General features: G+C 43.2%; 10 protein-coding genes. 7 read left to right on the forward strand and 3 right to left on the reverse strand.

The window, feature by feature from the left end; genetic code table 11:
- Window positions 1–82 precede the first annotated feature (82 nt).
- From E0D95_RS11820 to E0D95_RS11830, 3 genes are all read left to right on the forward strand, one after another.
- On the forward strand, window positions 83–1,447 hold the full coding sequence (locus E0D95_RS11820) for an MFS transporter (protein WP_130803989.1): 1,365 nt from the start codon (window positions 83–85) through the stop codon (window positions 1,445–1,447).
- Between the two features lie 51 nt (window positions 1,448–1,498).
- Entirely contained in the window at window positions 1,499–2,041 is a 543-nt protein-coding gene (gene ssb, locus E0D95_RS11825; RefSeq protein WP_130803990.1) for a single-stranded DNA-binding protein, read from the forward strand.
- 437 nt (window positions 2,042–2,478) lie between these two features.
- Window positions 2,479–3,918: an amino acid permease gene (locus E0D95_RS11830; RefSeq protein WP_130803991.1), complete on the forward strand. Its 1,440-nt coding sequence runs from the start codon at window positions 2,479–2,481 to the stop codon at window positions 3,916–3,918.
- 61 nt (window positions 3,919–3,979) lie between these two features.
- Here the strand turns inward: E0D95_RS11830 and E0D95_RS11835 are convergent, their stop codons facing one another.
- Entirely contained in the window at window positions 3,980–5,467 is a 1,488-nt protein-coding gene (locus E0D95_RS11835; protein WP_213073703.1) for a MocR-like pyridoxine biosynthesis transcription factor PdxR, read from the reverse strand.
- 160 nt (window positions 5,468–5,627) lie between these two features.
- Here E0D95_RS11835 and gabT point away from each other — a divergent pair, with 160 nt between their 5' ends.
- From gabT to E0D95_RS11855, 4 genes are all read left to right on the forward strand, one after another.
- Complete coding sequence (gene gabT / locus E0D95_RS11840; protein ID WP_130803993.1) at window positions 5,628–6,914, forward strand: 4-aminobutyrate--2-oxoglutarate transaminase; 1,287 nt, start codon at window positions 5,628–5,630, stop codon at window positions 6,912–6,914.
- A gap of 7 nt (window positions 6,915–6,921) precedes the next feature.
- Window positions 6,922–8,367, forward strand: coding sequence for an NAD-dependent succinate-semialdehyde dehydrogenase (locus E0D95_RS11845; RefSeq protein WP_130803994.1), 1,446 nt, complete (start codon window positions 6,922–6,924; stop codon window positions 8,365–8,367).
- A 310-nt stretch (window positions 8,368–8,677) separates the two neighbouring features.
- The gene (locus E0D95_RS11850; RefSeq protein ID WP_130803995.1) at window positions 8,678–10,210 is read left to right on the forward strand and encodes an MFS transporter; all 1,533 of its coding nucleotides are present in this window, start codon (window positions 8,678–8,680) and stop codon (window positions 10,208–10,210) included.
- An 18-nt stretch (window positions 10,211–10,228) separates the two neighbouring features.
- Window positions 10,229–11,317: an HlyD family secretion protein gene (locus E0D95_RS11855; RefSeq protein ID WP_130803996.1), complete on the forward strand. Its 1,089-nt coding sequence runs from the start codon at window positions 10,229–10,231 to the stop codon at window positions 11,315–11,317.
- A 24-nt stretch (window positions 11,318–11,341) separates the two neighbouring features.
- On the opposite strand, the gene E0D95_RS11860 is transcribed toward E0D95_RS11855, so the two are convergent.
- Together E0D95_RS11860 and ycaC are read right to left on the reverse strand one after the other, a co-directional pair.
- Window positions 11,342–12,268, reverse strand: coding sequence for a LysR substrate-binding domain-containing protein (locus tag E0D95_RS11860; RefSeq protein ID WP_130803997.1), 927 nt, complete (start codon window positions 12,266–12,268; stop codon window positions 11,342–11,344).
- 102 nt (window positions 12,269–12,370) lie between these two features.
- Complete coding sequence (ycaC, locus tag E0D95_RS11865) at window positions 12,371–13,000, reverse strand: isochorismate family cysteine hydrolase YcaC (RefSeq protein WP_130803998.1); 630 nt, start codon at window positions 12,998–13,000, stop codon at window positions 12,371–12,373.
- Window positions 13,001–13,005 lie beyond the last annotated feature (5 nt).

Genomic DNA, 13,005 nt, shown 5'->3' on the forward strand with positions numbered 1-13,005 from the left:
TTCAGAAGAAATCGAAGGAATATAGCGCAGTTTTGGTGTGAATACCCTATAATTTGTACAGGTTAAAACTCAGCGTATTAAGATGATGAATGCTATAGAACGTCGCTCAACTTTTGCATTAAGCAGTATTTTTGCCTTGCGAATGTTGGGATTGTTCATGATTATTCCCGTGTTTTCGGTAGCAGGGCAGTCTTATCAATACGCAACTCCAGCATTAATTGGTCTAGCTGTCGGTATTTATGGCTTAAGTCAGGCAATTTTACAAATTCCATTTAGCCTATTGGCAGATCGTTTTAGCCGTAAACCGTTGGTGGTTTTAGGCTTGATTTTGTTTGCACTGGGTGGTGCCATCGCTGCAAGCTCAGACAGCATTTATGGCGTCATTTTGGGTCGAGCTGTGGCTGGCGCAGGTGCTGTGTCTGCGGTAGTGATGGCATTATTGGCAGATGTGACCCGCGAAGAACAACGCAGTCAAGCCATGGCCGTCATGGGCATGAGTATTGGGCTGTCTTTTATGGTTGCGTTTAGTCTCGGGCCGTGGCTGACCAGCTTGGTCGGTATTTCTGGACTGTTCTGGGTGACTACAATCATGGGCTTGGCAGCGATTTTAATGTTGCTACTGGTACCCAAAGTCACGCGACATCATCGTAACTTTGAGCAAGGTTATCTCGCGCAGCTGAAACAGGTCTTACAAATGGGTGATTTAAACCGTTTGCACGTGTCTGTGTTTGCCTTGCATTTATTGCTCACCGCGATGTTTATTTATATCCCATCGCAACTGATTGAGTTCGCAGATATTCCATTAGCAAAACATGGTCTGGTGTATTTGCCTTTGTTGGTGCTTAGTCTGTTTTTTGCTTTTCCAAGCATTATTGTGGCGGAAAAATATCGCAAAATGCGCGGCATATTTTTGATTGCAATTTCAGGCATTATTGCTGGTCTCATCATTTTAATTTTTGGTTATGAATCTAAATATGTATTACTGGCAGGTTTAGGCTTTTTCTTTATTGCATTTAACGTGATGGAAGCATTACTACCATCATGGTTGTCCAAATCTGCACCGATTCAATCCAAAGCCACTGCAATGGGCATTAATGCCAGCAGTCAGTTTCTGGGCGCATTTTGCGGTGGAATTCTAGGTGGTCAGCTTTTAATGTTACATAATACTGCGTTGGGATGGAGTATTCTGGCTGGCATTGCTATGATCTGGTTGCTGGTCAGTTTTGGTCTGGCACAACCGCGTTATTTGTCTTCGATTGTGCTGCCATTACCTGAAATAAAACAAACAGATGAATGGACTTCAAAACTATTGGCAATTCGTGGTATTGAAGAAGTCGTGGTGATGACTGAGCAACGAGTGGCGTATATTAAAGTCGATAAACAGGTGATTGATGAAACTGGGCGACAACATTTAACGCACTTGATTGGTTCAGAGGTAGCCATTTGAGCATAACTCTTATAAAGTAAAACACAGAAATATATAGGAAGAAATCAGCTAATGCGTGGTGTGAATAAAGTTATTTTAGTCGGTATTTTAGGACGTGATCCAGAAACAAAAACCTTTCCAAATGGGGGGTCTTTAACACAATTTTCTATTGCGACCAGTGAATCGTGGACAGATAAAAATACAGGCGAACGTAAAGAGCAAACTGAGTGGCATCGGATTGTGCTACATAACCGTTTGGGTGAAATTGCACAGCAATATTTGCGCAAAGGTTCAAAAGTATATATTGAAGGCTCGTTGCGTACACGTCAGTGGACCGATCAAAACGGTCAGGAACGTTACACCACCGAAATCCGTGGCGAACAAATGCAAATGCTGGATTCACGTCAGCAAGGCGATCAGCCGATGGGTGGCGGTAATGATTTTAATCAGCCTCGTTTTAATAATAACGCGCCACAACAAGCAGGTTATGGTCAAAACACAGGTTTTAATCAAGGTGGTTATGGCAATAGCAGCAATAATAATCCGGGCGGTTTTGCACCCAAAGCCCCTTCTGCACCCGCTCCATCCGATTTAGATGATGATTTACCGTTCTAATCTGTGGTAAATGCATGCAATAAAGAGAGCCTTTCTAAATCAGAAAGGCTTTTTTTTAACATTTAAACATTCAGGCCAAAAAATTTATAGGAGCCAATTTTTGGCTATATTGCAATGCAATTGAAGTGTTTTTTTAATATAAGTCATTCATTTTTAAGCTAAAAAATAAAAAATAACATATGAATAAAGCATGATGCGCACTTAAACAGTGCCTGAAATCCAAAATTGGCTCTTTGCTCAATACAAAAAGTGGCTCTCGTTTATTCGCAGCCGAAAGCACACATTAGAACCATAAGAAGTATGCATACGGAAATACAAAGGTGAGCGCATGGTGGTCATGATTTTTCTAAATTCATGATAACAGGCGGTTCACTGAGCAAGTTCATCCACATGGTTGTTGACTGTGTGGATGGCGGACTCAATGATAGGAAAAGGATATGGCGGTATATAAAAATACATCTGGGCAAACATCCTCAAATGGCTTAAAAACTGGCTTGAAATCGAGGCATTTGACCATGATTTCAATCGCAGGCGTAATTGGCGGTGCATTGTTTGTGGGTTCAGGCAATGTCATCTATGCTGCTGGCCCTGCGGTAATTCTGGCTTATGCATTGGGCGGATTACTGGTGTTGTTCATCATGCGAATGTTGGGCGAGATGGCAGTACTCAACCCTGATAGTGGTTCATTCTCAAGTTATGCAGATCGGGCAATTGGTCGCTGGGCTGGTTTTTCAATTGGATGGCTGTACTGGTGCTTCTGGACGCTACTGATGGGTTGGGAAGCATATGTTGCTGGTAAAATCCTGCATAACTGGTTTCCCTTTATCCCGATCTGGGCATACATGTTACTGGTGATTGTGTCTTTAATTTGGGTCAATCTGCAAGATGTGAAGAACTACGGTGAATTTGAGTTCTGGTTTGCCCTGATTAAAGTGGTCGCTATAGTCATGTTTATGGTGGTAGGAAGTCTGGCAATTTTCCATTTGTGGCCATGGGGTGATATTTCTGCGCAAGGCAATGTCAATTATCTGCTGGATCAGCCTTTTATGCCCAATGGAATTGCGCCTGTAGTGACGGCATTGTTAGGGGTGATGTTTGCCTATGTGGGTGCGGAAATTGTGACTGTTGCAGCGGCGGAAGCGAAAAGTCCTGAAAAAGAAATCTGTAAGGCCTCTAATTCCGTAGTCTGGCGAATTTTACTGTTTTATGTCGGTTCCATGCTGATTACCGTGTGTTTGATTCCACATAATAATCCATTATTAAAAGATCCAACATGGGGAACCTACAGCGTTACATTAACTGCATTAGGCATTCCTGAAGCACGTCATTTGGTCAATTTTGTGGTATTAACCTCAGTATGTAGCTGTTTTAATTCAGCATTATATACTTGCTCACGCATGTTGTATTCATTGTCTGGTCGCGGTGATGCACCCAAAAGTTTTGGATTGACCAATCGTAAAGGTAGCCCGTGGGCTGGGGTTTTGTTTTCAAGTTTATTTGCGCTGGTTGCAGTGTATTTAACTGCAACAGAAAGCATGAATGTCTACGACGTGTTAATGATGGCGACGGGTACCGTTGCACTATATGTTTATTTGGTCATCGCATTTTCTCAATTAAAAATGCGAAAAAAATATGAGGCCGAAGGTCGAAAAATTGATTTTAAAATGTGGTGTTTTCCATGGATTACCTATGCAGTCATTGTGGTGATTATTGGTTCACTGCTGGTCATGCTGATTGAAGGCACATATTTTAAAGAAGTGATGTATACCTCTTTATTGGCATTATTGATTGTGGCTGTCGGTGGCATTGTCCATAAGGTGAATCTGGGAAAGGGCGTGTCCAGAACAAGTTTAAGACCTGATTCAACATTAGATTAAGCCCTGTGTTCAGGATGAAATAGGTTTTGACTTATTCATCCTGAACATTTGAGTACATCGGTCACAGCCCGTTTTCTTTGAGGCATTGTAATAAGGTGCCAAAGGCCATCAACATATCTTTTTCATTGACGCAGGCAAACCCAATTAATAAACCACGTTGCGCGTGTGCATGCGATTGCATGTAGTATTGTGAGAGCGGTCGAACTTTGACCCCCCGTTCCAGCGCAAGTGAACTCACCGCAACATCATCACAATGCTGCGGCAATTTCATGACCAGATGTAACCCTGCGGTATCATTAAATTCGTGTAAAAAATCCTGCCCCAGATAGCGTTCAATCAACTCCACCAAATATGCACGACGTTTGGCATAGAGTAAACGCATGCGTCGAATATGCGCTTCATAATGTCCTTCGCGGATAAATTCGGCCAAAGCTTTTTGTTCAATCAGATGTCCACCTCGATACAGCTCGGTCGCTAATATCCGAAAAGAGTGAATTAATGCTTTAGGCACGACCAGATAACCAATTCTTAAAGCAGGATAAATGGTTTTACTAAAAGTCCCCATATAAATCACAGGTGCATCGATTTCTAAACCTTGTAAAGAGGGATAAGGCTGTCCTGAAAAACGAAATTCACTGTCATAATCATCTTCTACAATCCAGCTCTTATATGTTCGGGCAATTTTTAAGAGTTGTTTGCGACGTGCCAGACTTAAGTGAGAGCCTAAGGGATATTGATGTGAGGGTGTTACAAAAATCAGTTTCGGTGGTTGGTTGGGGGTTAACTGCGGAATAATACCATCCTGATCGACGGGCAAGGCATGAATATCCAGTCCATTGATTCTTAAGGTATTGCGCATCCCCCAGTAGGCTGGATCTTCAATCCAGACACGATCTCCAATATCACTTAAGGCGCGTGAGACTAAATCAATAGCCTGATGGATACCTTCGGTAATAATGATCTGGTCGGTATCACATTGTACCGAGCGCGCCACCCGTAAATAATCTGTCAGTGCGCTTCTTAATTCGCTACTGCCACCTGCACTGCTATAAATGAGATGTTGGTAATCGGGTTCACGACTTAAACGGGTTTGAATACGACTGAAAATATGATGTGGAAACTCCGTGACATCAGGTACCCCCGGTACAAAAGCCCCCCATTGATGGGGCGATGCGGAGGCATGACCAATTAATTGAGAACCCCGTAGCGATAACTCAACACTTTGCTTAGATCGGCTCAGAGGACGCAGTTGTTTCTCCTGAGCGGTATTTAAAAACACCTCTGGTAATTGTTCACTGACCCATGTGCCTTGACCCGTGCGTGCTTCCAAATAACCTTCTGCCTGTAACTGTTCATAGGCTGAAAGTACCGTGTTGCGAGAGACCTGAATTTCTTTGGCTAAATCGCGTGAAGCCGGTAAGCGAGTTTTAGGCTGAACTACCCCTTCAATAATGGCAGCTCGTAAACAACGGCATAACCGTTGATGAAGCTTTCCTTCCGTGTCCTGTTGCAAGCGTTGTAACACATGATCACCCAACAGTTTGCGCAATTGGCTCTCTCCTAGAATTAAAAAGTGGCTCTCGCCAGTTGAGGCAAGACGCGCGAAATTACAGTCATGGCAATGATTGTATCGCATCCCGAAAATGATGAAAGCAATGCTCAGACTAAAGCTATAGGTGTTAGCACAAATACTCAAAGAGGAAAGAAGAATGGATATGCAAAATTGTGAACTAAATGAGCGTAAGCAGCAAGCTACACCTCGTGGTGTCGGCGTTCTATGTGACTGGTACGTGGAAAAAGCAGAAAATGCCACCATTTGGGACCAGCAAGGCAATGCTTATATCGATTTCGCAGGGGGGATTGCGGTACTCAACACAGGTCATCGCCACCCAAAAGTATTGGCAGCGGTGAAGGCACAGCTAGAAAAGTTTACTCATACAGCCTATCAAGTCTCTCCTTATGAGAGCTATATCACCCTTGCAGAGCGAATTAATCAATTGGCACCCATTGCAGGGCCAGCCAAAACTGCATTTTTTACCACAGGTGCAGAAGCTGTCGAAAATGCCATCAAAATTGCCCGTTGTTATACTGGTCGACATGGGGTCATTACCTTCGGTAATAGTTTTCATGGTCGCTCATTTATGACCATGGCCATGACAGGAAAAACAGCCCCCTACAAACGTGAATTTGGCGTAATGCCTGCTGGGGTGTTCCATGCACGTTATCCAAGCGCATTACATGGTATCAGTGTCGATGCTGCCATGATCAGCATTGATGAGATCTTTAGTGAAGATATTGCAGCACATGATGTTGCCGCGATTGTCCTTGAGCCTGTACAAGGTGAGGGTGGCTTTAATGTAGTGCCTGCGGATTTCCTAAAGCGTTTACGTGCGGTATGTGATAAACACGGTATTTTGTTAATTGCCGATGAAGTTCAGACTGGATTTGCACGTACTGGACGCATCTATGCCATGGACCATTTTGAGACCAAAGCAGACTTGATTACCATGGCAAAAAGTTTGGGGGGCGGCTTCCCTATTTCTGGCGTCGTTGGACGTGCTGAGGTGATGGATGCTCCGACAGCTGGAGGCTTGGGCGGTACTTATGCGGGTAATCCGTTGTCAATTGCAGCAGCGCATGCGGTCATTGATGCAATTGAAGAAGAAAAGCTGTGTGAGCGTGCCGATCTATTAGGTCAAGAGCTGGTGGCGATGTTAAAAGAGTTACGTGATTGCACCGATCAATGCATTACCGATATTCGCGCATTGGGTTCAATGGTTGCAGTTGAACTGGAAACGGCTGAACAAGCCAAACGAGTGCAAAATGATGCAATGCAAAATGGCTTACTACTGTTAACCTGCGGTAAGCATGCCAATGTGATTCGTTTTTTGTATCCATTAACGATTCCTGCTGAGCAATTTCAACAAGGCCTCAACATTTTAAAACAGTCAATTTTAAGCTTAAATAAACACGATATCACGCAAGCGGTTGGATAAGAGCAATATGATTCAGGAAAATTTACAATATTTGCTTCAGCATCCCGATATTTCTTTTGTTGATCCATCTGATCATGCAATAGAAGTATTGGATGCCGCTACAGGCAAGACATTGGCATGGGTAAAAAGCCATGATCGTGTTGCGGTTGAAGCTGCCATTCAGCGTTCTGCACAAGCGCAGCGGTCATGGAAAGCACATACAGCGTTGCATCGAGCGGATATTTTGTTGGCATGGTATCAACTCATGCTAAAGCATAAAGAAGACTTGGCACAAATTCTGACGGCTGAACAAGGCAAACCACTTGCAGAAGCACGCGGCGAGATCAACTATGCCGCTTCATTTATTCGCTGGTTTGCTGAACAGGCACGTCGTGTTGATGGTGAAGTGCTGACCCCAGTCTCTGCTCAACAACGTTTGGTGGTGCTTAAACAGGCGATTGGTGTCACCGCAGCAATTACGCCATGGAATTTTCCTGCTGCGATGATTACACGTAAAGCCGCTCCAGCTTTGGCTGTGGGGTGTAGTATGTTGGTCAAACCTGCGGAGCAAACGCCTCTCACTGCCTATGCGCTGGAAGTTTTAGCATTACAAGCAGGACTACCACCGGATTTATTGATCAATATCAGTGGGGATGCCGTCGAAGTGGGACAGACCCTTTGTGAAAGTGATGTGGTGCGCAAATTAAGTTTCACTGGCTCAACTCAAGTCGGGCGGATTTTAATGCAGCAATGTGCACCGACTATTAAAAAGCTATCACTCGAATTGGGCGGAAATGCTCCAGTTTTGGTGTTTGATGATGCGAATCTGGATCAGGCCGTACACGGTATTATGGCAAGTAAATTTCGTAATAGTGGTCAAACCTGCGTTTGTGCCAATCGAATTTATGTGCAATCAGGCATTTATCAAGCACTTACAGCCAAGCTGGTAGATGCGGTCAAGGCCCTTAAAGTGGGGGATGGTCGTGAAGAAGGGACGACTCAAGGTCCACTGATTGATGTAGATGCTGTGGCCAAAGTGCAATCGCATATTGATGATGCAATTGCCAAAGGCGCAACTATTCAGACTGGAGGGCATGTTTTAGCACAAGGAGCGACTTTCTTTGAGCCAACCGTGCTGACGGATGTGACGCAACACATGCGTGTTGCCAAAGAAGAAACATTTGGTCCATTGGCTGCGCTGTTTAAGTTTGAAACTGAACAAGAAGCCATCGACATGGCCAATGATACAGAGTTTGGCTTGGCTGCCTATCTCTTTACCCAAAATGCGGCCCGTCAGTGGCGTGTGGGTGAAGCGTTAGAATATGGCATGGTCGGTGTCAATACTGGGATTATTTCCACAGAAGTTGCGCCGTTTGGTGGTGTGAAACAATCAGGACTGGGACGTGAAGGTTCTCAGCATGGCATTGAAGAGTATTTGGAAATGAAATATCTGTGTATGGATCTTTCAGAATAGACTTGCAAAGAGAACAATCAAACCCGCTAGGTAAATCCTTAGCGGGTTTTTTACTGGATGTTTAAATTTTAAGATATACACTGTATGCAGAGTAAGCACAAAAATTCAGGCATTATCTCAATAATAAAACGATCTTTTGCGATGAATATTTAAATTGTGGTTCGAAAAACATTTAGAATAGGTTTAAAACACGATTTATCCTTCATTCAAATACAAATTTCATGCCGATTCAATGAATGTGGATTGAATATCACCTTGAATTTTTCATGATCTTTGTATTTTATCCTGAGTAAAAAATAAAGGACAAAACATGCCTGATTCAGTAAAAATGCAACGAGTCATGGCTATGACCATCGCTGCGTTTGGCGCGATCGTCAGCAGCACTTTTCCTTTGTCGATTATTTTTGCTCAACAGGACATTGCGGGTGCCTTTGCCGTGACGTCTCAGGAAGTGGGCTGGATTGTAACCTTATATAATGTGGGACAGATTTTAGGATTGCCGATGGCATTTCTTTTATCTGGTGCTTTTGGTCGGCGACGTGCCATGATTATTGCAGGACTAGGCTTTATTGTCAGTTCATTGCTGATTGTCACTATCCACAATTTTTCAGTGGTTTTATTTCTTCGGGTCATGCATGGTTTTTTTGCAGGCATGTTGCCGATTTTAATGTTCATTATTCTATTTTCTACCCATCCAGCAGGCTTAATACGAACCCGTGGTTTAACCTATTTTGCCTTGGCAACGGCCATTGGTATTGGCGTTTCTGCATGGCTGGGGAGTTTGTTTTTATACAGTGAAAACTGGCATTTGTTATTTATTATTCCTGCACTGGGCATTGTGGCTTATGTCATTCTGGCCAACTTTTTGTTTAAAGAAGATCCGATTCGACCCGAAGCTTTTCAGTTGTTTGACTGGGTCGGTTATGTCCTGATTTCTGTAGGTTTAGGTCTGATTGTAATGGCTCTCTCTGAAGGCGAGCGACATTTCTGGTTTGAAGCATGGTGGATTACTGCCAGCTTTTTGACTGGTTTCGTGTTTCTGGGTGTTGCGATTTATCATTTTATGAAACATGATGCCGCCTTGTTTAAGCTGTCCCTGTTTTATAAGCCGTTTAGTTTTGCCCTGATCTTTCAAGTGATTTTCCGATTTGGTTCGCTGTTCATTATCTGGGTTATTCCTCAGTTTTTAATTCAGCTTTCCGGTTTTCGCATTGAACAGATTGCAGAAGTGTTATGGCCTTTTTCAGTCGGCACGTTTATTGGCGTGATGCTGGCTTATTATTTGAGCCCACGTATTGACCAGCGCATGATCATGTCATTGGCTTTGGGTATTTTGGCATTTAGCTCGTTGTACTGTAGTTTTTCGACATCACAATGGGCCATTCATGATTTTTTATGGCCGATTTTTGTGGCAGGTTTGGGACAGGGTTTATTTTCATTGGCGACCTTGCATCTGGTGCTGTATGACATTATTCCAGCCGAAGGACCGACTTGTGGGATTGGTTTTAATTATGCACGCGTGATTGGATTGGTCGGTGGGATTGGTGTGCTCAATCATTTTATTAATGAACGGGAAAAATTACATTCTGCCATGATGGGAGAGAACATTCATTTACAGGATGAACAAACGCTTTCCACACTGGACAGTATTCGTCAGGGCTTAAATGCGGCTTTTAGCGATCCGACTGCTTTAAATGCAGTGAGCTATGCACAATTGAATCAGCATATCAGGATTCAGGCCTTTGCAATGTCCTACAATGACGCTTTTTTACTGATATTTTTTATATTATTCATCGCATCTGCTTGTGTCTGGATATTTCCATACAGTAAAGCCATGCATTAATTTTGCCGAGATCGAATCATGACGACAGAAACTATTCAATCCAAAAGACCGTTTCGTCCGTGGGTGCGTGTTGTGATTGCTTTAGTGGTCATGTTCGCCTTGTTTGCTGCGGTTTATTTTCTTTATTTTTACTGGAGTGTCAGTAAAAATTCGCAGTCCTCGGACAATGCCTATGTCAAAGGTGATTTGACCTATATTTCCAATAAAGTCAGTGGCTATGTGACCAAGGTCAATGTCGCAGACAACCAGCATATACAGGCCGGTCAGGTGTTGGCAGAAATTGATGCAACGGACTATCAGTCCGCAGTGGATCAGGCTCAGGCCAAGATTCTGGAGATTGAAGCCAGTCAGCATGAAATGCAGGAAAAAATTAAACTGGCGCAAGATCAGGTTGCGATTTCAAGAGCCGAAATTGCGGTCTCCAAAGCAGCTCAAGTTCGAGCTGAAAACCATTTGCAGCGAACCCAACAACTTGCGGCGATTGGGGGGATGAGCAAAAGTGAATATGATCGTGCTGTTGAAGATACCGTCAGTCAGGCAACGGGAGTCAACGTTTCCAATATTAAAATTAAGGAAGCACAGCAGAATATTGAGGTGCTCAAAGCCCAAAACGAATCATTAAAAGCATCTCTGGTCGCAGCGAAAGCAAATCTGACGCAGGCCCAACATAATTTGGCTGCCACCCGATTAATTGCCCCACGTGAAGGCACCGTGGTGTCACGTAAAGTCCGTGAAGGTGAGTTTGTGAGTGTCGGTAAAAATCTGATTGTGGTGGCACCAATCAGCCAACTGTGGATTGAGGCCAATTTAAAAGAAACGCAGTTGTCTAAACTGACTGCGGGTGATTTGGTTGAATTCCGTCTGGATGCCATCCCACATCGACGTTTTTGTGGAAAAATTGATAGTATTTCTCGTAGCAGTGGTGCAGAACTGGCATTATTGCCACCAGATAACGCGACGGGTAATTTTACTAAAATTGTGCGCCGTTTCCCTGTAAAAATCAGTTTTGATCCAAAACAACAAGGCTTGGAGAAAATAGCAGTTGGAATGTCTGCGATTGTAAATCTGGAAGCAAATACGGCTAATCAAACCTGTCAATCTTCATAAATCGACCGCTTTGCCAGTATGACACTAGAGCAGGTGGTAGCCCTTTTGCATATTGGCAAGTGAGCGCAAACCACCTACCAGTGTTTCAATCAGTTTTTCCACCACCAGACGTTGTCCTTTGCGCGAGGCGTAGACCAACTGCACAATGCCCTGATTAGATTGCCATTCGGGCAATACATGGATGAGATTGCCTTGTTCAATATCTTTTTCAACAGTCAGATAAGGTAAATCGGCAATACCCAGACCGTCACAAACTGAATAATACACACCTGCCATATCATTACTGCGAATGCGTGGATGAAAGGGGAAAAGGATCTGTTCACCCGTGGGAATATGCTGTAACTGCCAATGATAGTCCTGTTTTTGAATGCCGATGCCAATACAAGGAAAGTCATGAAGTTGCTGATAATGTTCAATCGTTTGACCATTCAGCACGCTCGGCGCTGCGACCAGACAATGCGAGGTACGAACGACATCGCGAACAATCAGGCTTGAATCTTGAGTTGGCTCAAAACTGGTTCGAATTGCAATATCGATATCATCATGCAGTACATCGACGCGGCGGCTGGTCAGTTCCAGCTCAATTTCAACTTTGGGATAGGCTTTTAAGAAATGATTGAGTAATTCACGAATCTGAAACTGCATCATTAAGGTCGGGCAACTGATCTTGACGAGGCCTTGCGGTTCGGTACGCTGTTGTAATAATACACTTTTGGCACATTCGACCTGCGCAATAATTTTATAGCACTCTTCGTAAAATTCCTGACCCAGTGCAGTCACTTTAAAATGACGTGTAGTGCGCTGAATCAGATTGACATTAAATTTATCTTCAAGCTCTAAAACACGACGACTCAATTTGGATTTGGTAATATTTTCAGCTTCACTGGCAGCACTAAATCCGCCATGTTTGACGACCAGATAAAAATAATAATAATCATCAAATGAATGCATATTTCAAACCTATTAAAGCAGTAATATTGTTTTATTTAACCTGAAAACAAAATAAGAGTGATTGGCTCACTCTTATTTTTATCATGATATTTCAGTTGGAACTTATTTATTCTCTGGATGTGCCAAAGCAAAGCTGGTCATCAAATTACGATAATCAGGAATGTGGTTTGAGAACAATTGTCCTAACCCTTCGATATCATTACGCCAGTCACGGTGTAATTCACATGCTGCGCCAAACCATGTCAAAATTTGTACGCCTGCTTGCGACATACGGTCCCATGCTGCATCACGGGTCACTGGATTGAACGTCCCTGAGGCATCTGCAATGACGAAAACATCAAAACCTGCTTCAATGGCAGAAAGCGCAGGGAAGGCAACACATACTTCGGTCACAACCCCTGCAATAATCAATTGTTTTTTACCTGTTGCTTTTACTGCGTTAACAAAATCTTCATTGTCCCATGCATTGATATTTCCTGGACGAGCAATATACGGTGCATCTGGAAACATTTCCTTCAATTCAGGAACCAATGGACCATTGGGACCATTTTCAAAGCTAGTGGTCAAAATCGTAGGCAAATTAAAATATTTGGCAGCATCCGCAAGTGCCAATACATTATTTTTAAATTTATCTGGGTCGATATCACGAACCAAAGAAAGTAAACCTGTTTGATGATCGACCAATAAAACGGCTGCATCATTTTTATCTAAACGTACATACGGCTTGCTCATGATGT

It is taken from the genome of Acinetobacter ihumii (assembly GCF_900625095.1).
Classification (GTDB): Bacteria; Pseudomonadota; Gammaproteobacteria; order Pseudomonadales; family Moraxellaceae; genus Acinetobacter; species Acinetobacter ihumii.